Source organism: Leifsonia soli, assembly GCF_013408745.1.
GTDB lineage: Bacteria > Actinomycetota > Actinomycetes > Actinomycetales > Microbacteriaceae > Leifsonia > Leifsonia soli.
Window position 1 is genome coordinate 975,845 of sequence record NZ_JACCBJ010000001.1, and the last position, 22,932, is coordinate 998,776.

Annotated in this window: 17 protein-coding genes and 1 pseudogene; 13 read left to right on the forward strand and 5 right to left on the reverse strand. The window is 71.4% G+C overall.

Going from position 1 to position 22,932, the window contains the following annotated elements; genetic code table 11:
• Positions 1-46 precede the first annotated feature (46 nt).
• The 4 genes from BJ963_RS04745 to cydC are packed head-to-tail and all read left to right on the forward strand — an operon-like array spanning position 47 to position 5,938.
• Positions 47-1,459 carry a cytochrome ubiquinol oxidase subunit I gene (locus BJ963_RS04745; protein ID WP_179454961.1) on the forward strand — a complete coding sequence of 471 codons (1,413 nt, stop codon included), beginning with the start codon at positions 47-49 and terminating at the stop codon, positions 1,457-1,459.
• Positions 1,460-1,472: 13 nt separating this feature from the next.
• A complete protein-coding gene (gene cydB, locus BJ963_RS04750; protein WP_089911188.1) occupies positions 1,473-2,501 on the forward strand; it encodes a cytochrome d ubiquinol oxidase subunit II in 1,029 nt (342 codons plus the stop codon).
• Position 2,502: 1 nt separating this feature from the next.
• The gene (gene cydD / locus BJ963_RS04755) at positions 2,503-4,197 is read left to right on the forward strand and encodes a thiol reductant ABC exporter subunit CydD (RefSeq protein ID WP_179454963.1); all 1,695 of its coding nucleotides are present in this window, start codon (positions 2,503-2,505) and stop codon (positions 4,195-4,197) included.
• Positions 4,198-4,213: 16 nt separating this feature from the next.
• Positions 4,214-5,938, forward strand: coding sequence for a thiol reductant ABC exporter subunit CydC (gene cydC / locus BJ963_RS04760; protein WP_179458028.1), 1,725 nt, complete (start codon positions 4,214-4,216; stop codon positions 5,936-5,938).
• 17 nt (positions 5,939-5,955) lie between these two features.
• On the opposite strand, the gene BJ963_RS04765 is transcribed toward cydC, so the two are convergent.
• A complete protein-coding gene (locus BJ963_RS04765) occupies positions 5,956-6,756 on the reverse strand; it encodes an aminotransferase class IV (protein WP_179454965.1) in 801 nt (266 codons plus the stop codon).
• Between the two features lie 17 nt (positions 6,757-6,773).
• Between BJ963_RS04765 and pabB the strand changes: the two genes are divergently transcribed.
• From pabB to holA, 5 genes and pseudogenes are all read left to right on the forward strand, one after another.
• On the forward strand, positions 6,774-8,177 hold the full coding sequence (gene pabB / locus BJ963_RS04770) for an aminodeoxychorismate synthase component I (protein ID WP_179454967.1): 1,404 nt from the start codon (positions 6,774-6,776) through the stop codon (positions 8,175-8,177).
• Between the two features lie 129 nt (positions 8,178-8,306).
• Positions 8,307-10,931 (forward strand): leucine--tRNA ligase, encoded by a 2,625-nt coding sequence (leuS, locus tag BJ963_RS04775; RefSeq protein ID WP_343037228.1) that lies wholly within the window; start codon positions 8,307-8,309, stop codon positions 10,929-10,931.
• 129 nt (positions 10,932-11,060) lie between these two features.
• A complete protein-coding gene (locus tag BJ963_RS04780; RefSeq protein ID WP_179454969.1) occupies positions 11,061-11,750 on the forward strand; it encodes a ComEA family DNA-binding protein in 690 nt (229 codons plus the stop codon).
• Positions 11,750-13,906, forward strand: a pseudogene (locus tag BJ963_RS19345) (ComEC/Rec2 family competence protein); the annotation flags it as partial. The gene BJ963_RS04780 and the pseudogene BJ963_RS19345, both read left to right, overlap by 1 nt.
• A gap of 257 nt (positions 13,907-14,163) precedes the next feature.
• The gene (holA, locus tag BJ963_RS04790) at positions 14,164-15,204 is read left to right on the forward strand and encodes a DNA polymerase III subunit delta (protein ID WP_231947138.1); all 1,041 of its coding nucleotides are present in this window, start codon (positions 14,164-14,166) and stop codon (positions 15,202-15,204) included.
• Between the two features lie 94 nt (positions 15,205-15,298).
• Here the strand turns inward: holA and rpsT are convergent, their stop codons facing one another.
• Together rpsT and BJ963_RS04800 are read right to left on the reverse strand one after the other, a co-directional pair.
• A complete protein-coding gene (gene rpsT, locus BJ963_RS04795) occupies positions 15,299-15,559 on the reverse strand; it encodes a 30S ribosomal protein S20 (protein WP_089911166.1) in 261 nt (86 codons plus the stop codon).
• 150 nt (positions 15,560-15,709) lie between these two features.
• Positions 15,710-16,591 carry an NAD-dependent epimerase/dehydratase family protein gene (locus tag BJ963_RS04800; RefSeq protein WP_179458030.1) on the reverse strand — a complete coding sequence of 294 codons (882 nt, stop codon included), beginning with the start codon at positions 16,589-16,591 and terminating at the stop codon, positions 15,710-15,712.
• A gap of 87 nt (positions 16,592-16,678) precedes the next feature.
• Here BJ963_RS04800 and BJ963_RS04805 point away from each other — a divergent pair, with 87 nt between their 5' ends.
• The 4 genes from BJ963_RS04805 to hemW all read left to right on the forward strand — a co-directional run bounded on the left by BJ963_RS04805 (position 16,679) and on the right by hemW (position 21,759).
• The gene (locus BJ963_RS04805) at positions 16,679-17,899 is read left to right on the forward strand and encodes an amidohydrolase (RefSeq protein ID WP_179454973.1); all 1,221 of its coding nucleotides are present in this window, start codon (positions 16,679-16,681) and stop codon (positions 17,897-17,899) included.
• Between the two features lie 56 nt (positions 17,900-17,955).
• Positions 17,956-19,806 (forward strand): translation elongation factor 4, encoded by a 1,851-nt coding sequence (gene lepA / locus BJ963_RS04810; RefSeq protein ID WP_089911158.1) that lies wholly within the window; start codon positions 17,956-17,958, stop codon positions 19,804-19,806.
• Between the two features lie 70 nt (positions 19,807-19,876).
• Complete coding sequence (locus BJ963_RS04815; protein WP_179454975.1) at positions 19,877-20,524, forward strand: DUF1990 domain-containing protein; 648 nt, start codon at positions 19,877-19,879, stop codon at positions 20,522-20,524.
• Positions 20,524-21,759 (forward strand): radical SAM family heme chaperone HemW, encoded by a 1,236-nt coding sequence (gene hemW, locus BJ963_RS04820; RefSeq protein WP_179454977.1) that lies wholly within the window; start codon positions 20,524-20,526, stop codon positions 21,757-21,759. Before BJ963_RS04815 ends, hemW begins: the two co-directional genes overlap by 1 nt.
• A gap of 26 nt (positions 21,760-21,785) precedes the next feature.
• Here the strand turns inward: hemW and BJ963_RS04825 are convergent, their stop codons facing one another.
• Together BJ963_RS04825 and BJ963_RS04830 are read right to left on the reverse strand one after the other, a co-directional pair.
• Positions 21,786-22,166, reverse strand: a complete 381-nt coding sequence (locus tag BJ963_RS04825; protein ID WP_179454979.1) for a DUF4870 domain-containing protein — start codon at positions 22,164-22,166, stop codon at positions 21,786-21,788.
• A gap of 114 nt (positions 22,167-22,280) precedes the next feature.
• Complete coding sequence (locus BJ963_RS04830; protein WP_089911151.1) at positions 22,281-22,796, reverse strand: DUF4870 domain-containing protein; 516 nt, start codon at positions 22,794-22,796, stop codon at positions 22,281-22,283.
• Between the last annotated feature and the right edge of the window lie 136 nt (positions 22,797-22,932).

Sequence of the window (22,932 nt, forward strand, 5' to 3'; positions counted from 1 at the left end):
TAGAAGTTCAGTTCTACACTGTGTAGAAGAGGCGAAGGGAACTCACGTGAACGAACTGCTGGACCCGCTCCTACTGGCACGCTGGCAGTTCGGGCTCACCACGATCTACCACTTCCTGTTCGTGCCGCTGACGATCGGCCTGGTCACCTGCACCGCGATCTTCCAGACGGCCTGGTACCGCACCGGCAAGCCGCACTACCTGCAGCTCACCCACTTCTTCGGCAAGATCTTCCTCATCAACTTCGCGATGGGCGTGGTGACCGGCATCGTGCAGGAGTTCCAGTTCGGCATGAACTGGTCGGACTACTCCCGGTTCGTCGGCGACATCTTCGGCGCTCCGCTCGCCCTGGAGGGTCTGCTCGCGTTCTTCCTGGAGGCGACGTTCATCGGGCTGTGGATCTTCGGCTGGGACCGCCTCCCGAAGGGGCTGCACCTGGCGACGATCTGGATCGTGTCGGTGGGCAGCATCCTCTCGGCGTACTTCATCCTCGCGGCGAATGCGTTCATGCAGAACCCGGTCGGCTACCACATCAACGCGGCGAAGGGCCGGGCCGAGCTCACCGACCTGTGGGCCGTGCTGACGAACAAGGTCGCCCTGGCCGCCTTCCCGCACACGATCTTCGGCTGCTTCATGGTGTCCGCCGGCCTCATCATCGCCGTCGCCGCGTGGCACCTGTCGCGGAACAACCACCTGGAGACGATGCGGCCCGCGCTGAAGTTCGGCCTGTGGCTGATGATCGGCGCCGGGATCGGAACGGTCCTCAGCGGCGACCAGCTCGGCCTCGCGATGGTCGAGACGCAGCCGATGAAGATGGCGGCCGCGGAGGCGTTGTACAAGACCTCGACGGGGGCTGACGCCTCGTTCTCGATCTTCACCCTCGGCACTCCGGACGGCGTGCACGAGCTGTTTTCCATCCGCGTGCCCTACCTGCTGTCGTTCCTGTCGACCCACAGTCTGAACGGCACCGTCGAGGGCATCAACGACCTGCAGGCGCAGTACACGCAGCTCTACGGCCCCGGCGACTACACGCCCACCATCTGGATCACCTACTGGGCCTTCCGCTGGATGATCGGCCTCGGGATGCTGCACGTCGCCATCGCGGTCGTCGGCCTCTGGCTCACCCGCAAGGGACGCATGCCGAACCGCGCCTGGCAGTGGCGGATCGCGATCTGGGCCATGCCGCTGTCGCTGCTGGCGATGATCGTCGGCTGGATCTTCACCGAGATGGGCCGCCAGCCCTGGATCGTGTTCAGCCTCATGAAGACGGCCGACGGCGTCTCGCCCGGGACGACGGGACTCGAGGTGCTGATCTCGCTCGTCGCCTTCACCGCCATCTACGGCACCCTCGCGGTGGTCGAGTTCAAGCTGATCAAGCGCGCCGCCCAGAAGGGCCCTGAGCCGATCGAGAAGCATCTCGACGACGCCGGCGAGCCCATCCCCGTCGCAACGGTCTACTAGGAGGAGCACGACAATGGATCTCGCAGTTCTCTGGTTCGGCATCGTCGCCTTCTTCTTCGTCGGCTACTTCGTGCTCGACGGCTTCGACTTCGGGGTGGGGATGGCGCTGCCGTTCCTCGGCCGCGACGACGTCGACCGCCGCGTGATGATCAACACGATCGGTCCGGTCTGGGACCTCAACGAGACGTGGGTCATCGTGGGCGGCGCCGCGCTCTTCGCCGCGTTCCCCGAGTGGTACGCCACCCTGTTCAGCGGCTTCTACCTGGCGCTGCTGCTCATCCTGCTCGCGCTGATCGTCCGCGGTGTGTCGTTCGAGTACCGGCACCAGCGGGCGGGCGCGCGGTGGAAGAAGTGGTTCGACGGGATGATCATCGTCGGCTCCGCCGTCCCGGCGTTCCTCTGGGGGGTCGCCTTCGCCAACATCGTGCAGGGCGTCGCGCTGAACGCGAACCACGACTACACCGGGACGCTGTTCGACCTCCTCAACGGTTACGCGATCGTCGGCGGTCTGACCACCCTCCTGCTGTTCTTCACCCACGGGGTCGTGTTCATCTCGCTGAAGACGGACGGCGACCTGCGGGCCAGGGCGCGCCGCCTCGCCACACGCTCGGGCGCCGTCGCGATCGTCGTCGCAGCGGTCTTCCTCGGCTGGACGGCGGTCTCTCACTTCTCGCCGGTGTTCCTCGCGCTCGCGATCTTCGCGGCCGTCGCGCTCGTCGCCTCGTGGATCGCCAACCTGCGCGGGGCGGAGGGGTGGTCGTTCGGCTTCATGGCCGCGACCATCGCTCTGGCCGTCGTTTCGCTGTTCGCCGCGCTGTTCCCGGATGTGATGCCCTCGTCGCCCAACCCGGAGAACAGCCTGACCATCGCGAACGCGTCCAGCTCGCAGACCACGCTCACGATCATGACCTGGGTCGCGGCGATCTTCCTCCCGCTGATCCTGGTGTATCAGGGCTGGACCTACTGGATCTTCCGCAAGCGCGTGACGCGCGACCACATCCCGCAGGAGGCCGCGGACGACCAGCGAACCGTGACGGCCTGACGTGCGCCCGCTCGACCCCCGCCTCCTGCGGTACGCGCAGGCGACCCGCGGCACGCTCGTCGCGGGCGCCGGGCTCGCCGTGCTGCAGACCGCGTGCGTCATCGCGTTCGCCTGGCTGGTGACCCAGCTGGTGGTGCGGTCGATCGCGGGCGAGTCGCTGGCCGCGCTCGCCCCGACGATCGGCCTGCTCGGCCTCGTCGTGGTCGTGCGCGCTGCGGTGCTGTGGGCGGTCGAGTCGGTGTCGTCCCGTGGGGGCGCCCGCGCGGTGGGTCAACTGCGGGAGCGCCTGGTCGCCGCCGTCGGACGGCTAGGCCCCGGCTGGGTCGCACGCCGCAGCACGGCCGAGGTCACCCTCGTCGCCGGCCACGGCATGGATGCGCTCGACGGGTATTTTGCGAAATACCTGCCGCAGCTCATCGGCACCGCCATCGCGACGCCGCTGCTCGTGCTCACCATCGGCTGGCGGGATCTCACCAGCGGGATCATTCTCGTGATCACCCTGCCGCTCATCCCCGTGTTCATGGTGCTCGTCGGCTGGGCGACGCAGGCTGCGCAGAAGCGGCAGTGGCGTGCGCTGTCGACGCTTTCCAGCGGATTCCTCGATGTCGTCGCCGGGCTCTCCACGCTGAAGCTGTTCGGGCGGCAGCATCGCCAGGAGGCGCGCATCCGCCAGGTGAGCGAGCAGTACCGCGTGCACACCATGCGGGTGCTGCGGATGTCGTTCCTCTCCGGCTTCGTGCTGGAGCTGGCCGCCAGCCTGTCCGTCGCGGTGATCGCGGTCACCATCGGCCTGCGTCTGCTGGGCGGCTCGATGGACCTCTCGGTCGGGTTGTTCGTGCTGCTGCTCGCTCCGGAGGCGTTCCTGCCCCTGCGCAACGTGGGCGCGAGCTACCACGCGGCGGCGGAGGGGATCGAGGCGGCGTCGAACGCGTTCGCCGTCATCGAGGCGGCGGAGGCCGTGCCGGAGGCCGCTCCGGGCGCGGACCCGGCCGCCGGTACCGGTCTGGTGCTCCAGGATGTGCGGATCGCCTACGACGGACGCACGGTCGTCGACCGCTTCGGTGCCGAGATTCCCCCTGGCACCTTCGCCGTGCTGCGCGCGCCGAGCGGAGCGGGCAAGTCGAGCCTGATCTCCGGGGTGCTGGGGTTCACGGACGCCGAAGGACGCATCCTCGCGGGAGGAAGGACCGATGCCGCCGGGCGGCGCGAAGCGATCGCCTGGGCCGGACAGCGGCCCGGTCTGCTGGCCGGGAGCATCGCGGAGAACGTCGCGCTGGGCGACGCGCGCGCCGAACAGGCAGCCGCCGAGGACGCGCGCGTGGCGGAGGCGCTGCGGGATGCGGCCGCCGACGAGCTGGACCCGTCGTTCGTGCTCGGCCCGGGCGGCTCCGGTCTCTCCGGCGGGCAGGCGCAGCGGGTCGCGGTGGCGCGGGCGCTCTATCGCCTCCGCGCCCGCGGCTGCCCTGTGCTGATCCTGGACGAGCCGACCTCGGCGCTCGACGCAGAGACGGAGGCGCGCGTGCTGCGGTCGTTGCGGCGCGCGGCCGACGAGGGGGCGGCCGTCCTGGTCGTCAGCCACCGGCCCGCGGTGGCGGAGGCGGCGGATGTCGTCCTCACACTGCCGGCGAGGGATGCGGACGAGGTCCCAGGGGCCGGCGTCCCGGCCGAGACGAGCGAGGTGTCGCGTGTCCGCTGAGTCGTCGCAGAGCCCGATGTCCGGACCGGGCGCCCGGGGCGCCGCGGACCCGGCCGAGGTGCGCCGCATCCTCCGGCTGGCGCTCCCGTCCCCGGGCCGGCTATGGACGGCCATCGGGTTCGGTGTGCTGAGCGGCGGGAGCGCCGTCGCCCTGCTCGGCGTCTCGGCCTGGCTGATCACGCGCGCGTCGGAGCAGCCCGCGCTGATGTACCTGTCGGCGGCGATCGTCGGCGTCCGGGCGTTTGCGCTCGGCCGCGCCTTCTTCCGGTACTTGGAGCGGCTGGCCGGCCACGATGCGGCGTTCCGGCAGCTCGGGACGGTGCGGTCGCGTCTCTACGCCCGGCTCGAACCGCTGGCGCCCGACGGACTCCGCGGTGTGCGGTCGGGCGACCTCCTCGCCCGGTTGGCGGACGACGTGGACGAGCTCCAGAATCTGGCGCTGCGGGTCATCCAGCCCCTGGTCAGCGCCGGTCTCGTCGCTGCGGGAAGCGTCGTCGCGGCGTTCCTGATCCTGCCGGCGGCGGGCGTCGCGCTGCTGGTCACCCTCGCGGTGGCCCTGGTCGCCGGCCTGCTGGTGAACCGGTGGGTCGCCGGCGCCGCGGAGCGTCGCATCGCGCCCCTCCGGGCCGAGCTCAACGACGCCCTGCACGACCTGGTCGCCAACCTCGACGTGCTGACCGCTTTCGACGCGCTCCCCGCCGCGCAGGAGCGCGTCCGCGTGGCCGGCGAGCGGCTGACGACCGCGTCGCGCACCCGCGCCGTGGGGCTCGGCGCCACCGCGGGCGCGGTGTCCCTGCTCGCGGGCGCGGCGACCCTCTTCGGGCTCGCGGGAGGCATCCCCGCTCTGGCGGGCGGCTCGCTCAGCGCGCCGGGGCTGGCCGTGGTCGCGCTGCTCCCGCTCGCCGTGTTCGAGGTCTTCGGCACCGTCCCTCTGGCGTTCGGCGCCTGGCGGCGCGTGCGGGCGAGCGCCGAGCGGATCGCATCCGCGGCTCCGGTCGCGGTGCCGGACGGCGTACCCGTGGATGCGGCGGGCGCGCTCGACGCGGTCGCGATCGTCGGGGCGGACGCATCCGGCGGCGTCCCCGACGTCCGGCTCGACGCCGTGTCGGCGCACTGGCCGGACGACGGCCGGGAGGTGCTGCGCGACCTCACGCTGCGGCTGAAGCCGGGGGAGCGCGTGCTGCTGACCGGCCCGACCGGCGCGGGCAAGACGGCGCTCGCCCACGTGCTGACGCGGCTGATCGACCACACCGGCGAGTACTCGATCGACGGCGTCCCGACGCGCGACCTGCGACAGGACGACGTGCGGCGCATCGTCGGCCTGGTGGAGCAGCGTCCCTACCTGTTCCACTCCGATCTCCGCCAGAACCTCCTGTTCGCCCGCGAGACGGCGACCGATGACGACCTGCTCGCCGTGCTCGCCCGAGTCGGCCTGCGCGATTGGGCGCTCGCCCGGGGCGGGCTCTCGGAACCCGTCGGCGAGCGCGGCGCCCTGGTCTCGGGCGGCCAGGCGCAGCGCATCGCGCTCGCCCGCGCGCTGCTGGCCGACTTCCCGGTGCTGGTGGTCGACGAGCCGACGGCCAATGTCGACAGCGCCGTGGCGGACGCGATCGTGCGGGATGTCCTCCGGACGGCGGCGGAGGACGGCCGAACGGTGCTCCTGATCTCGCACACGGAGGTGCCGACGGATCTCGTAGATCGGGTGGTGCGGCTGGAGGACGGGGCCCTGGTCGGGGCGTGAGGCGGCAGGCCGCCCGCTCAGGGCAGCGGCCGCGCCAGCGCCGCGAACCGGGCGCGCCAGGCTTCGGTCCGCGCGGGGTCCTGGACGAGCGGAGGCCCGCCCACCCACGCGGTGACGGCCCGGATGCCGTGCAGGGCGTTCACGGCCCACAGCACCGCGCCCTCCAGCTCGGACGGCCGCACGGCCACATCCTCGACGGGGGCGCCGAGCGCAGCGGCGATACCCCGCACCGTGCGCGCGGCGACGCTGTCGACCCGGGGCAACGAGAACGGCGGGGCGAACAGCGCATCCCCGCGCCACCAGAGCAGAGCGGTCGTCGTGCCGTCGGACACCCGGCCGTCGTCGAGGATCACCGCCTCCTGGGCGCCCCGCCGCTGCGCCCGCTGGCGGAGCGCGCTGAGCCGGTCGAGGTCCGGTCCCTTCAGGTGCGGGACGGTACGCGGGTCGGTGTCCGCGGTCACGACGACGAGCTCGGAGGTGAGCGGCGGCGCCGTGCGGAGCCGGAAGCGTAGCCGGAGGGCGTCGCGCGCCGTGACGAGCTCGAACCGGGGGAACCAGGCGCCGTCGCGCGGCAGGGAGCCGATGGCGGCATCCCAGAACGCATCCAGCTCCGCGCGGTCGGCGAATCCCTGCTCTCGTGCCGTCTCGGCGAACCGGGTGCGATGCAGCCCGAGCGCAAGCACCCGGCCGTCGCGCACCAGGAAGGAGTCGGCGGCCAGCAGCCCGGTCTCCGTCAGCTCGCAGTCGTCGCGCGGCCGGAGCTCACCGTCGGCCCAATCGGAGAGGGAGCTGACCGGTCCGGTGCTGCGCGCGTCCACTCGCCTAGGCTAGTCCGGTGCTCACCCCGCTCCGCGTGCAGCCGCTCGACACCTGGGTCGATCCGGCCGATGCCTTCGCGACGCTCTTCGGCGGGCCGGGCGGTGCGGATGCGGTCTGGCTCGACAGCGGACCGGACGCGATCGCCGGCAGCTCTTTCATGGGCACCGGCCGGGTGCGGATGTCCGCATCCGTCGCCGACGGAACGGTGACCATCGACGGCGTGACCCGGCCCGGGGAGGTGCTGGATGCGCTGCACGCCGACCTCGCCGCGCGTCGCGGTGCCGTCCCGGTGTCCACGTCCGTGCCGATCGGCTGGTGGGGGCGGATCGGCTACGAGGCCGGTGCGGCGCAGGCCGGCGCCCCGATCGCCGAGCGGCGGGACGGGTCGCCCGCCGACGCATCCCTGCTGTTCGTCGACCGCGCGCTCGCATTCGACCACGCCGCTCGCACCGTCACGGTCGTCGCGCCGGACGACGCCGACGGGACGGCCTGGATCGACGCAGCGGTCCGGGCGCTGGCCCGCGCCGGTGGTGCCGCGGATGTCTACGCGGCCGCGCATCCCGTCCCTTCCGCCGCAGCGCACTGGCGTCACGACGACGAGGCGTACCTGGCGGCGATCCGGGCGTGCCAGGACGCGATCCGCGCGGGGGACGCCTACCAGTTGTGCCTCACCAACAGCGCGACCGCGCGCAGCTCCGCCGACCCGCTCGCCGTGCACCTGCGGCTGCGGCGCGCGAGCCCCGCGCCGTTCGGCGGCTTCGTCCGGATCGGCGGTGAGACGCTGGTGAGCTCGTCGCCGGAGGAGTTCCTGCGCGTCCACCCGGACGGCCGGGTGCGTACCCGGCCGATCAAGGGGACGCGGCCGCGCGGCGCCACGGTCGCCGCCGACCTGGAGCTGCGCGGGGAGCTGGAGGCGAGCGAGAAGGAGCGCGCCGAGAACGTGATGATCGTCGACCTGATGCGCAACGACCTCGGGCGGGTGTGCCAGGTCGGTTCCGTGGCGGTCAGCCACCTGCTCGCGGTGGAGAGCTACGCGCAGGTGCACCAGCTGGTCTCGACCGTCGAGGGGCGGCTGCGGCCGGGGCTCGGCGCGGTGGATGCGGTGGCCGCGTGCTTCCCGGCCGGCTCGATGACCGGCGCCCCCAAGCTGAGCGCCATGCGCATCCTCCACCGGCTGGAGGAGGGTCCGCGCGGCGCGTTCGCCGGCTGCTTCGGCTTCTTCGGGGTCGACGGGGATGCGCACCTGGCGATGGTGATCCGCAGCATCCACCTCGCCGGGGGCGGGGTCGCGATCGGCGCGGGAGGCGGCATCACCGCGCTCTCCGTCCCGGAGGAGGAGCTCGCCGAAGTGCAGGTGAAGGCGGCTGCTCTGCTGGCGGCGGCTGGGCTGACCGCGGAGCGCACGCCCTCGGCGAACTGAGGGCGCGCTGGGAACGGACTGGACGCCTCCGACGTTTAGTAGTCTGGAGTACCGGGCGCGCGCCGCCCGTCCTCTTCCGTGCCGCCAGAAATCCCGACGCGGCACGACGGAACCGAGATTGAGAGTCACGTGGCACACGAGCACGACGCAGCCGGCACCACGGCAGCGAGCACACCCCAGCAGACCGGTCGCGCGCACGACGAGCGCGCCGCCTACGATTTCGCCGCCATCCAGGGCAAATGGCTCCCGGTCTGGGAAGAGCTCCGGCCGTTCGCGACGGACGACCCCGCGGACACCCGCCCGCGCAAGTACATCCTCGACATGTTCCCCTACCCGTCCGGTGACCTGCACATGGGTCACGCCGAGGCGTACGCGCTGGGCGATGTCATCGCGCGGTACTGGCGTCAGCAGGGCTTCAACGTGCTGCACCCGATCGGGTGGGACTCCTTCGGCCTGCCCGCCGAGAACGCCGCCATCAAGCGCGGCCTCGACCCCGCGGGCTGGACGAACGACAACATCGCCCAGCAGAAGGCGAGCATGCGCCGCTACGCGCCCAGCTTCGACTGGGACCGCGTGCTGCAGACCTCCGACCCGGCCTACTACCGCTGGAACCAGTGGCTGTTCCTGAAGCTGTACGAGAAGGGCCTGGCCTACCGCAAGGCGAGCCAGGTCAACTGGTGTCCGTTCGACCAGACCGTGCTGGCCAACGAGCAGGTCGTCGGCGGCCGCTGCGAGCGCTGCGACAACCTGGTCACCAAGAAGAAGCTGACCCAGTGGTACTTCCGCATCACGGACTACGCGGACCGCCTGCTGGACGACCTGAACCAGCTGGAGGGCGCCTGGCCGTCCAAGGTCATCTCCATGCAGCGCAACTGGATCGGGCGCTCGACGGGCGCCGACGTCACGTTCCGCATCGAGGGCCGTGACGAGCCGGTGACCGTGTACACCACGCGGCCGGACACGCTGTACGGCGTCACGTTCATGGTGGTCGCCCCCGACTCCGACCTGGCCTCCGAGCTGGTGGAGGGCGCACGGCCCGAGGTGCGCAAGCGCTTCGACGACTACCTGGACGTGGTGCGCGGCACCACCGAGATGGACCGTCTGAGCACGGAGCGCGAGAAGACCGGTGTGTTCCTGGAGCGTCACGCGATCAACCCGCTGACGGGGGAGCGCATCCCGATCTGGGCCGCCGACTATGTGCTGAGCGACTACGGGCACGGCGCGATCATGGCCGTCCCCGCGCACGACCAGCGCGACCTCGACTTCGCGCGCGCCTTCGATCTGCCGGTGCGCGTCGTCGTCGACACCACGCAGCCCGTCACCGGCGCGATCCCCGTCATCCACACCGACCCGGAGACCGGCGAGCCGATCCTGCCGGACGAGGCGGCGCTCGAGAACCCGTCCGAGACGGGTATCGCGCTGACCGGCGAGGGGCGCCTGATCAACTCGGGTCCGTTCGACGGCCTGAGCAAGTCCAACGCCATCCGTCGCGTGACGGAGGCGCTGCAGGCGTCGAACCTGGGTGCGCCGGCGAAGAACTTCCGCCTGCGCGACTGGCTGATCTCGCGGCAGCGCTACTGGGGCACCCCCATCCCGATCATCCACTGCGAGCAGTGCGGCGAGGTCCCGGTGCCCGAGTCCGAGCTGCCCGTGCTGCTGCCGCCGGCCGAGGGTCTCGACCTGCAGCCGAAGGGCACCAGCCCGCTGGGCGCTGCGACCGACTGGGTCAATGTCTCCTGCCCGAACTGCGGCGGCCCCGCCACGCGCGACACGGACACCATGGACACGTTCGTGGACAGCTCGTGGTACTTCCTGCGGTTCCTGTCGGCGAACGACTCCACCCAGGCGTTCGACCCCCGCGAGGCGGAGAAGTGGGCGCCGGTCGACCAGTACGTCGGCGGCGTGACGCACGCCATCCTGCACCTGCTGTACGCACGGTTCATCACGAAGGTGCTGTTCGACCTGGGCTACATCAGCTTCACGGAGCCGTTCACGGCGCTGCTCAACCAGGGCCTGGTGCTGATGGACGGCTCGGCGATGTCGAAGTCCCGTGGCAACCTGGTGAAGCTGTCCGAGCAGCTGGACGAGCACGGCGTCGACGCGGTGCGTCTGACCATGGCGTTCGCCGGGCCGCCGGAGGACGACATCGACTGGGCGGACGTCTCGCCGTCGGGGAGCGCCAAGTTCCTGGCGCGCGCCTGGCGCATCGCGGATGACGTGACGAGTGCGCCGGATGTGGTCTGGAAGACGGGCGACCCGGCGCTGCGCCGTGCGACGCACCGGTTCCTGGCCGATGCCCCCGGCCTGATCGAGTCGTTCAAGTTCAACGTGGTCGTCGCCCGGCTGATGGAGCTGGTCAACGCGACGCGCAAGACGATCGACTCCGGTCCGGGCGCGGGAGACGCGGCCGTGCGCGAGGCCGCGGAGGTCATCGCGATGGCGCTGAACCTGTTCGCCCCGTACACCGCGGAGGACATGTGGTCGAAGCTCGGCTACGAGCCGTCGGTGGCGCTGGCGCAGTGGCGCAAGCCCGACCCGACGCTGCTGATCGAGGAGTCGGTGACGGCCGTGGTCCAGGTGGACGGCAAGGTGCGCGACCGCCTGGAGGTCTCGCCGAAGATCGCGGCGGACGACCTGGAGTCGCTGGCCCGCGATTCGGAGGCCGTGCAGCGATCGGTCGGCGACCGCGAGATCGTCAACGTGATCGTGCGCGCGCCTCGTCTCGTCAACATCGCCACGAAGCCGCGCGCCTGAGGGCGGCGCCCGCCTGAGCGGGCGCGACGACGGAAGCGCCGGGTTGTTCACAGCCCGGCGCTTCCGTCGTCTCTCCACGGAGTCGACGCGGGGCGACCCTCCGGCCGCGCTGCTTCCTAGCGTGGAGGCATGCGACACCGCGCCGACCCCTCCGCCGTCGGTCCTGCCGCGCCCGAGAGCGGCGACGACCGTCGCTCTGTGCGCGTTCGCGTCGGGGTGGGGGCGGCGGTCGCGCTGGCGATCGTCGCGGCGGTGGTCGCCGTTCTGGTGTCGGCGACCGCCCAGCAGGGGAGCTCCGTCGACCTCGGAACGCCGGTGCCGTCGTCGGCGGGGGCGACAAATGCGGCGGCGACCGCGACGGCCGCCGGGCGTCTGCTCCTCCACGTCACCGGCGCGGTCCGCGATCCGGGCATCGTCGACCTCCCCGCCGGGTCCCGCGTGCTGGATGCGGTGGCCGCCGCCGGGGGAGCCGCCGACGGCGCCGACATCGCCGCCCTGAACCTCGCTCGGCCTGTCGCGGACGGCGAGCAGCTGGTGGTTCCCCGGGTCGGCGACCCTCCGCCGGCTGGTGGTGCTGGTGCGGGTGGTGTGGCATCGGGGTCGGGGTCGGCCGGTTCCGCATCCGGAGCGCCGCTGAATCTCAACACGGCCACACCGGCCGAGCTGGAGACGCTTCCCCGGATCGGTCCGGCGCTCGCCCAGCGGATCGTCGATTGGCGTGCCGCGAACGGGCGGTTCGGTGCGGTCTCCGACCTCATGAAGGTCTCGGGGATCGGTCAGAAGCTGTTCGACGGCCTCAAGGATCGCGTGGTGGTGTGATGCCCGATCTGCGACTCGCCCTGCCCGCGTGCGCGCTGTGGACCGCCGTGGCCGTGCTGGTCGGCGTGGCGGACGCGGCCGTAGGCGTCGCGCTGGCGTGTGCCGGGGGCGTCGTCGGTGTCGTGGCGGGGAGCGTCGGCGCGTCCGTCGTGCGCCGTCGGTGTGCTGCTGGTCCGCTTCGTCGCTCCCTTCCGCTCGTGGCCCTGGTGCTCGCAGCGGTCGCCGTCGGCTCGGTGGCGGTCGCGGCTCAGTCGCCGTCACGGGCGTCCGCCGGGCTGGATGCGGCCGTGGACGCATCGGAGACGGTCACACTGCTGGTGCGGGTCGACCGGACTCCGCAGCGGGTCGCTGCGGGCTTCGACGGCGGCGCGCGCTGGAGCCTTCGGGGAAGGACGGACGGCGGTACGACGTCGCGGCCTGACGCAGTGCCCGTCACCGTGCTCTTCGGAGGCACCGAACGGGAGGCGCGCGCGTGCGCCTTCGGAGCGGTCGTGCGCGTGACCGGGGCGGTCACGAGCGCCGAGCCCGGTGAGCCGACGACCTATACGGTCAGCGTCCGTGACGATGTGGCCGTCGTCGCGCCGCCACCGCCCTGGCTGAGGTGGGCCGCGGTCGCCCGTGAGACGTTCGCCCTGGCCGCCGCGGCGACTCCCGGCGACGGCGGCGCCCTGCTGCCCGGGCTCGCGATCGGCGACGAGACCGCCGTGTCCGTCGACCTCGACGAGGCGATGAAAGCGGCATCGCTCAGCCATCTCACCGCGGTGTCCGGGGCGAACTGCGCCCTTGTCATCGCCCTGGTGTTCGGGCTGGCCCGGCTCGCCGGTCTGGGGAGGCGCTCCCGGGTCATGGTGGCCGCTGTCGCGCTGGCGGGGTTCGTCGTGCTCGTCGGACCCGGAGCAAGCGTCATCCGTGCGGCCGTCATGGCGGCCGTTCTGCTGATCGGGCTGGCGCGCGGCCGGGAGGCGGACGGGGTGCCCGCTCTGGCGCTTGCGATGATCGTGCTGCTGGTGCACGATCCCTGGATCGCGCGCGACTACGGCTTCGCGCTCTCGGTGCTCGCGACGGGCGGGTTGCTCGTCCTCGCCGGGCCGCTGAGCCGCGTCCTCGCACGGTGGATGCCACGGGCGGCCGCCGTCGCCGTCGCGGTTCCTACCGCGGCGCAGCTCGCCTGCCAGCCTGTGCTCCTCCTGCTAGCCCCGACGCTGCCGCTCTACGGCGTGCCCGCGAACCTGCTCGCCGAGCCCGCAGCGCCGGTGGCCACGATCCTCGGATGCATCGCGTGCGCCGTGCTCCCGTGGGCGCCCGGGCTCGGCCAGGTGGTCGTCTGGCTGGCATGGCTGCCCTCCGCGTGGATCGCGCAGGTCGCGGTGTTCACGAGCCGTCTCCCCGGCGTCGCAGCACCGTGGGCCCCCGGGCTTGCCGGGGTGCTGTTGAGTGCCGCGGTCGTCGTGGCGGTCGCCATCGTCGTCCTGGGGAGGAGGTCGTCGCGGGCAGCGTCGATCGCCTCGGTCGTCGCGGTCGTGGCCCTGTGCGTCGGTGCGGTGGCCTACGTCGGCGCTCTGGGAGGTGGTCTGGTCGGTCGTGCTCTGGCCCTCCCCTCGGACTGGCAGCTCGCCGCGTGCGATGTCGGGCAGGGGGACGCGCTGCTGATCCGGGACGGCGACGCCGTCGCCATGATCGATGTGGGGCGCGAACCGGAGCCTGCGGGCGCCTGCCTCGACCGCCTCGGAATCGCCCGGGTGGATCTCCTCGTGCTGACCCACTTCGACGCCGACCACGTCGGCGGGCTGTCGGGCGTGGCCGACCGGGTCGGGCGGGCGATCGTCCAGCGGCCCGTGCGCGAGGCCGACGAGCGCACGCTCGCCACCCTCCGGGGGGCAGGCGTGCCGACCGAGCAGGGTCGCGCCGGACTGTCCGGTCGCCTGGGTGAGCTCACCTGGCGCGTGCTGTGGCCGCCCGCTGCCGCGAGCGGCGAAGCCGACATCGGGAACGCGGGCAGCATCACGGTGGAGACCGACGGCAAGGGGCTGCGCGCGCTCTTCCCCGGCGATCTGGGCGAAGAGGCGCAGAATGCGCTGGTCGCGAGCGGCGCCGTGCGCGCAGTGGACGTCGTCAAGGTCGCGCACCACGGTTCTGCCGATCAGAGCGCCGACCTCTACCGGCGACTGCAGGCGAGGCTGGGGCTGCTCTCGGTAGGCGCCCGAAACGGATACGGACATCCCACAGCGACCGCGCTCCGCCTGCTGGCCGAGAACGGGTCCGCCGTCGCCCGCACTGACGACCAGGGGATGCTCCTGGTGTCGGCCGGATCCTCCTCGGGATCGGGTCGATCGGTCATTCGGCTGTGGAGCGAGCGCACCCCGGACGGCACTGACAGTGGCCGCCCCTATCCTGGATACGGACGAGGAGGAACGTGGCCACACGAAGCAGCAGCAGAACCGGCGCAGGCAAGACCCGCGCCGCCGCGAGCGCGATCCCGCAGCTTCCGTGGAACCAGGTGCGGGCGGCGCCCGTCGTCCTCGTCACGGGGGCCGAGGGGTTCCTCGCCGACCGTGCGGTGCGCACCCTCCGGGATGCGCTCAAGGCCGAAGACCCCAGCCTCGAGGTCAGCGACCTCCATGCGGGCGACTACGCGCCCGGCGAGCTCCTCACGCTCGCGAGCCCCTCCCTGTTCGGCGAGCCGCGCATGATCCGCGTCGAGGCCGTCGAGAAGCTCAACGACGCCTTCCTCTCGGACATGCTGGCCTACCTCGAAGCGCCGGCCGACGGCACGGTCGTGACGTTGCGTCACGGCGGAGGTGTCCGCGGCAAGAAGCTGCTCGACGCGATCCGTTCCGGCACCGGCGGCGGCATCGAAGTGGTGTGCACCGAGTTGAAGAAGGACGCGGAGAAGTACGACTTCGCCCAGGCCGAGTTCGCGGCGGCGGGCCGGAAGGTGACCCCGGGCGCGCTTCGGGCGATCACCTCGGCGTTCTCCGACGACCTCGCCGAGCTCGCCGCCGCCTGTCAGCAGCTGCTCTCGGACTCGTCGGAGCAGATCACCGAGGCCACCGTCGACAAGTACTACGGCGGCCGGGTCGAGACGAATGCGTTCCAGGTCGCCGATGCCGCGATCGCCGGCCGCCATGGCGAGGCGCTCGTCACCATGCGGCACGCTCTCGCGTCGGGCGCGGACCCGGTGCCGATGGTGGCCGCGTTCGCGAGCAAGATCCGCACCATGGCCAAGATCTCCGGCGCCCGGGGCGGATCCGGCCAGCTGGCTCAGCAGTTCGGGCTCGCACCGTGGCAGGTCGACCGCGCCCGCCGCGACCTGCAGGGGTGGACGGAGGACGGGCTCGGGCGCTGCATCGAGCTCCTCGCCGAGACCGATGCCAACGTCAAGGGCGGCGGACGCGACCCGGTGTTCGCCCTCGAGCGGATGATCCGCATCGTGAGCGCGCGCGGGCGCGGCTGACCGCACCCCGCACACGCAGAGAGCCCCCGCCCGGACCGAAGTCCAGGAGGGGGCTCTCTCGCGGCGCGGGACAGGTCCCGCTGGCGGTCGTCGCTTAGAGCGCGGCGACCTGCTTGGCGATGGCCGACTTGCGGTTCGCCGCCTGGTTCTTGTGGATGACGCCCTTGCTGGCCGCCTTGTCGATCTTCTTCGCGGCGACACGCAGCGCCGCGGTCGCCTTGTCCTTGTCGCCCGCCGTGACGGCCTCACGGGTGGCACGGATGGCGGTCTTGAGCTCGCTCTTGACGGCCTTGTTGCGCTCCTGCGCCTTCTTGTTGGTGCGGTTGCGCTTGATCTGCGACTTGATGTTTGCCACGAATGGTCACTTTCGTTCTGAATGAGTTAGGGATGTGCCGCTCAGCGGAGAGGGCGCCTTGCGGCGTTTCGTGCGGACACATCCACACGCAAGCCAACAAACAACATTACCAGCGCGGACCGCCCTGCGGCAAAACGGTGCGGATCGCGGTCACACGCGCGCGGGTGCGTACGACCCGACGAGCAGCTCCTCGAGCAATGTCGGGCCGTTCGGCTCCCAGCCCAGGTCGATCCGCGGGCGCGTCCCGCGCGCCTGCTGGTCGAGCAGCAGGGCGTCCGCGAGCGCCTCCCCGAGCCGGCTGCGCGACTCCTCGACGGACTCGGCGGCGACCCCTCCCGCGATTCCCGCGGCTTGTGCCGCCGCCTCGCCGAGCTCGCGCACGGTCGGGTTCTGCCCGCCTGCGCCGATGTAGGTCGCTCCCGCGGCGCCCTGCTCGAGCGCGAGGACGTACAGGGCGGCCAGATCGTCGACGTGCACGGTCGCCCAGTGCTGCGAGCCGTTGCCGATGAGCCGCAGAGCGGGCACGGCGCCGGAGCCGCGCGGCGCATCCACGATCACGTTGGCCAGGCCCTTGCCGTGACCGTAGACGATCGACGGGACGACCAGCGTGCCGCGCACGCCCTCGGCCTCGCGGACGAGCTGCTCGGCCGTTGCGCGCCACGCCGTGAGAGCCGGCGGCTGCGCGGGGGAGTCCTCGGTGATGTCGTCGTTGTCGCCGTACGTCCAGATGCCGCCGGTGTGGACGAAGGGCTTCCCGGTGCCGGCGAGCCCCGCGAGCACGGCGGGCACGAGCACCGCGTCGACGTCCTTCGAGGAGGCCAGGTGGATGACGCCGTCGCTCTCGCGCGCCGCACGCTCCACGAGGCCGCTGTCGGCGGCGTCGCCGACGAGCGGGGTGGCGCCGGCAGCGCGCACGGTCTCCGCCTTCTCGTCGTCGCGGACGAGAGCGGTGACGCTGTGACCCTCGTCGAGGAGACGGGGGAGGACAGAGGATCCGATGAAGCCGGTCGCGCCGGTGAGCAGGATGTTCATATCGTCCACAACACGACCGTCGCGCGAACATTCCCCAGGTCGGTCGTCCCGGCGGACCGCCCCGAGCGGCGCGCGTAGGCTCGTCGTATGACCACTTCCCGCATCGCCATCGTCAACGGTTACGTCGTCCCCGTCTCCCAGGAGCCGATCGAGAACGGCGTCGTCCTCGTGACGGACGGCGTGATCGAAGCGGTCGGAGCCGCGGCGGACGTCGCCGTGCCGGAGGGCGCGACCGTGGTCGATGCCGCAGGCAAATGGGTGCTTCCCGGGTTCATCGAATCCCACGGGCACGTCGGGATCCACGAAGAGGCCAACGGTCCCGCCGGCGACGACACCAACGAGATGACGACGCCCAACACGGCGGCCGTCCGCGCCATCGACGCCATCAACATCGATGACGAGGGCTTCCGCGACGCTCTCTCGGGAGGGGTGACCTCGGTCGTCGTCAAGCCGGGATCGGGCAACCCGATCGGCGGCCAGACGGTCGCGATCAAGACGTGGGGCGGCCGGATCATCGACGAGCAGGTCATCCACGAGGCGGTGAGCGTCAAGTCGGCCCTCGGCGAGAACCCGAAGCGGGTCTACGGCGCGAAGAACGCGACGCCGAGCACACGGCTCGGGGTCGCCATGATCATCCGCGAGGCGTTCGTCGCCGCGCAGAACTACCGGGTGCAGCGCGAGAACGCCGACCTCGAGGGCAAGCCGTTCGAGCGCGACCTCGCGAAGGAGACGCTGGTGCGCGTGCTCGACGGCGAACTCGCCTGGGATCAGCACACGCACCGCCATGACGACATCGCGACGGCCCTCCGCCTCGCCGACGAGTTCGGCTACCGGCTGGTGGTCAACCACGGCACGGAGGCGCACAAGATCGCCGACGTGCTGGCCGAGCGCGACATCCCGGTCATCTTCGGCCCGATGTTCACCTCCCGCTCCAAGGTCGAGCTGCGCGACCGCGCCATCGCCAACCTGGCGACGCTGGCGCAGGCCGGCGTCCGGGTGGCGATCACCACCGATCACCCCGTGGTCCCGATCAACTTCCTCGTCTACCAGGCGGCACTCGCGGTGAAGGACGGCCTGCCGCGGCAGACCGCCCTGGAGGCGCTCACGGTCAACCCGGCGGCGTTCCTCCGCCTCGACGACCGCGTCGGCTCGCTCACGCCGGGCCTCGACGGCGACGTGGTGGTGTGGTCGGGCGATCCGCTCGACGTGAACTCGCGCGCCGAGCGCGTGTTCATCGGCGGTGCCGAGGTGTACCGGTTCGAAGACGGGCGCGGGCACGTGGTGGAGCGCTCCGAGCGCTTCGCCTGACCGGACCACCCACCGGTGCGTCGGTGGGCGGGGGTTCGTGGAAGAATGGCCGGACGATGTCACCACGAGCTCTCCAGGCCCTCGAGCCCGCCGCGACCGACCCGGCCTCCATCCGCAACTTCTGCATCATCGCGCACATCGACCACGGCAAGTCGACCCTGGCCGACCGGATGCTGCAGATCACCGGCGTCGTCGCCGAGCGGGACATGCGCGCCCAGTACCTCGACCGCATGGACATCGAGCGCGAGCGCGGGATCACGATCAAGAGCCAGGCGGTCCGCATGCCGTGGCAGGTCGACGGCGACACCTTCGCGCTCAACATGATCGACACCCCCGGGCACGTCGACTTCACCTACGAGGTCTCCCGCTCCCTCGCCGCCTGCGAGGGCGCCATCCTGCTCGTGGACGCCGCTCAGGGCATCGAGGCGCAGACGCTCGCGAACCTGTACCTGGCGCTGGAGAACGACCTCACCATCGTCCCCGTGCTCAACAAGATCGACCTTCCCGCCGCCGACCCGGACAAGTACGCGCAGGAGCTCGCCAGCCTCATCGGCGGCCGGCCCGAGGACGTCCTCCGTGTGTCCGGCAAGACCGGCATGGGCGTCGAGGCGCTGCTCGACCGCGTCGTCGCCGAGATCCCGGCCCCGGTCGGCAACGCGGATGCTCCGGCGCGCGCCATGATCTTCGACTCCGTCTACGACAGCTACCGCGGCGTCGTGACCTACGTCCGCATGGTCGACGGCAAGCTGCAGCCGCGCGAGCGCATCCAGATGATGTCGACGCGCGCCACCCACGAGATCCTCGAGATCGGCGTCTCCGCCCCGGAGCCGACGCCGTCGAAAGGCCTGGGCGTCGGCGAGGTGGGCTACCTGATCACCGGTGTGAAGGACGTCCGCCAGTCGAAGGTGGGCGACACGATCACCACTGCGTCGAAGCCGGCCACCCAGGCGCTCCCCGGCTACACGGAGCCGAAGCCGATGGTGTTCTCGGGCCTGTACCCGATCGACGGCAGCGACTACCCGGAGCTCCGCGAGGCCCTCGACAAGCTGAAGCTGTCGGACGCCGCGCTCGTCTACGAGCCCGAGACCTCCGTCGCCCTCGGCTTCGGCTTCCGCTGCGGCTTCCTCGGGCTCCTGCACCTGGAGATCATCACCGAGCGGCTGTCGCGCGAGTTCGGCCTCGACCTCATCACGACCGCGCCGAGCGTGATCTACGAGGTGACGACCGAGGACAAGAAGACGGTCACCGTCACCAACCCGAGCGAGTTCCCCGGCGGCAAGATCGAGAAGGTCGAGGAGCCGGTCGTCAAGGCGGCCATCCTCGCCCCCAAGGACTACGTCGGCGTCATCATGGAGCTCTGCCAGAGCCGCCGCGGCTCGTTGCTCGGCATGGAGTACCTGGGCGAGGACCGCGTCGAGATCCGCTACACCATGCCGCTCGGCGAGATCGTCTTCGACTTCTTCGACCAGCTCAAGTCGAAGACCGCTGGCTACGCCTCCCTCGACTACGAGCCGTTCGGCGAGCAGGAGTCCGACCTCGTCAAGGTCGACATCCTGCTGCAGGGCGAGACGGTGGATGCGTTCAGCGCCATCGTGCACCGCGACAAGGCGTACGCCTACGGCACGATGATGGCGTCCCGCCTGCGCGAGCTGATCCCGCGCCAGCAGTTCGAGGTCCCGATCCAGGCCGCCATCGGCGCGCGCATCATCGCGCGCGAGAACATCCGCGCGATGCGCAAGGACGTGCTGGCCAAGTGCTACGGCGGTGACATCACCCGCAAGCGCAAGCTCCTCGAGAAGCAGAAGGAGGGCAAGAAGCGCATGAAGATGGTCGGCCGCGTCGAGGTCCCCCAGGAGGCCTTCATCGCCGCGCTCTCCGGCGACACGGAGAAGAAGGACAAGAAGTAGGGCGTCCGCGTCCGCCGGCCTCGCGAACACCCGTTTCGCGAACCCGCTCGGCATAGCGGATGATGAATCTATGCGCCGCTCGACGTTCACCGACCAGCCCGTCACGTACGGGGCGGTCGGCGGCACCCAGGCGGCGGATCTGCTGTACTACCCGCCGAAGGGCTACAAGCCGCTGGAGCGCAGCGTCCGGCTCGGTAGCGGGGACGAGCGGTTCGAGACCGCCGCGACCGCTCTCATGGCGTGGGGCGTCCAGAAGGGCAGCGGCATCCAGGTGACGGATGTGCACGAGGGCACCGGCGTCCAGTACGAGGGCGTCGAGTTCGGCCCGGACGGCACCCCGGTCCGCATGCGTGAGAACCGGACGGAGGAGGACGTGTTCTCCGACGACGGGACCCCCTTCGTGCGCAACGGGATGACCGCCGTTCTCAAGATCCCCTTCGGCCCGTTCCGGGTGTCCGCACCGGTCCGCGTCGTCTACGTCGTCGACGAGCCCCACCGGCGCGGGTTCGCCTACGGGACGCTGCACGGGCACCCCGAGAGCGGCGAGGAGATGTTCCTGGTCGAGCAGCGCGACGACGGGACGGTCTGGTTCGTGCTCCGTGCGCTGTCGCGGCCGTCGAACGCCTTCTACCGCGCCGTCTCGCCGGTGCTGGCCATGGTGCAGCGCCGCTACACGGCGAAGTACCTGCGCGCGCTCCACCCCGTGCGGTCCGCCTGATGCCGAGCATCCTCCCCGTCGGCGACCCCGCGCCCGCCGACGGCCTGCTGCCCGCGACCGCGGCCGACGGCGCCAGCGAACGCGACTTCGGCGTGTACGTGCACGTGCCCTTCTGCCGGGTGCGCTGCGGGTACTGCGACTTCAACACCTACACGGCGACCGAGCTGCGCGGCGTCTCGCAGTCGGACTACGCCGGCCACGCCGTTCAGGAGGTCGGCTTCGCCGCCGAGGCCCTGCGGGCGAGTGGCGTGCCGGAGCGCCGGGTGTCGACCGTGTTCTTCGGCGGCGGCACGCCCACGCTGCTCCCGCCCGGCGATCTGGCGGCGATGCTCGGCGCGGTGCGCGGCGCCTGGGGACTCGCCGACGGCGCCGAGGTCACGACGGAGGCGAATCCCGACTCGGTCGACGCGGACGATCTGCAGCGCCTCGCCGACGCCGGATTCACCCGGGTGTCGTTCGGGATGCAGTCCGCCGTGCCGCATGTGCTCGAAACGCTCGAGCGCACGCACGACCCGGCGCGCATCCCGCTGGTGGTCGGCTGGGCGCGCGCGGCGGGCCTGCAGGTGAGCCTCGACCTGATCTACGGGACGCCGGGGGAGTCGCTCGACGACTGGTCCCGCAGCCTCGACACCGCGCTGGACTGCGAGCCGGACCACCTCTCGGCGTACGCCCTGATCGTCGAGCCGGGCACGAAGCTGGCGCGGCAGATCCGGTCGGGCCAGGTGCCGGAGCCCGACGACGACCTCGAAGCGGACATGTACGAGCTGGCCGACCAGCGCCTGTCCGACGCCGGCTATGACTGGTACGAGGTCAGCAACTGGACGACCGACGCCTCCCACCGGTCGCGGCACAACCTCGCGTACTGGCTCGGCCACGACTGGTGGGGTGTCGGACCGGGCGCGCACAGCCACGTCGGCGGCGTCCGCTGGTGGAACGTGAAGCACCCGGCCGCGTACGCGCAGCGCGTGCTCGCAGGGGAGTCGCCTGCCGCAGGGCGGGAGACCCTCGACGCGGAGACCCGGCGGGTCGAGCGGGTGCTGCTGCTCTCGCGCATCCGCGACGGACTGCGCACGGCTGAGCTGGGCGACGCCGGGCGGCACGAGGTCCCCGGCTTGATCGCCGACGGCCTCGTCGACGGAAGAGCCGCCCTCCGCGGGTCGATCGTGCTGACCCTGCGGGGGCGGCTCCTGGCCGACGCCGTGGTGCGCCGGCTGCTGGCGGACGAGGCCGCCTGACGGTTGCGAACCGCCGATGGTCCGCTCTAGCTGACGAACCGGATGGCGAGCGGGTACGTGTAGTACTCGCCCTGGTTGGCCTTCACGGCGGCGATGATGCTGAACACGATGTTGAGCACCCAGGCCGCGATGATCACGAAGATGCCGATGACCACGATCGTCAGGAGGCCGCCGACGACGTAGGCGATGAAGATGGTGATCTGGAAGTTGAGTGCTGTGGCGGTGTGGGCGCGGACGAACGGTCCGCGGTCCTTCAGCACCAGGTAGCCGATGAGCGCGGGGATCCAGTTGAACAGGATCCCGCCGATCTGGACCAGTGTCGCCCACAGCTTCTCGTCGGCGGGGCTCAGCTGCTGCGCGCCGCCTCCGTAAGGCTGCTGGGGTGGCGGCGGGGGTGTCGCGGACATGGCGCGGTTCTCCTCAGGAACGGGGGATGGACGTGGTCGGCCCCCAGCCTAGGGCGCGCGGCGCGGGGCTGAAAAGGGCCTGAACGCGCCGATGCCCCGGCTGGGGGCCGTCCGTCACTTGATGAAGCGGAAGTTCACCGGGTAGCGGTAGGTCCCGCCGCTGTTCACGCGGACGAAACCGAGGATCGAGAACACCAGGTTGATGATGTACAGCGCCCACGGGATGAGCAGCCCGAAGAGCAGGTAGCCGATGCCGTAGGTGAAGCTGCCGATGATGATCCCGATGATCTGCGAGGCGACCCAGGCGATGATCCAGGTGATCTGCCAGTTGAGGGCCTCCTTGGCCTCCTGGTTGGTGAGCCGTCCGCGATCCTTGAACACGAGCCAGATGATCAGGGACGGGAGGATCCAGAGGATGCCGCCGAGGTGGGCGAACGCTGCCCACTGCTTGTCCTGCGCGGCGTCGAGCGGGGCGGCGGGGGCAGCGGCGTACGGCTGCTGCGCTCCGGCGGGCTGAGCGTACGGCTGCTGGGGCGGGATGTTGGAGGAGGGCTGCTGGGGCGGAACGCCGCCGGGCTGCTGCGGGGGCACGCCACCCGCGGGGTCGGTGGGCTGGTTCGGGTCGGTCATTCGGCGGAACCCTTTCGTGATCGGCTGCGACGGTGCGTCGAACCGGTGTGCATACGGTACTGCTGCCGTGTCACAGGCAGCAATCATCCTCGCCGCGTTTCGACGCGGTAGGATTGGCACTCAAGAACAGCGAGTG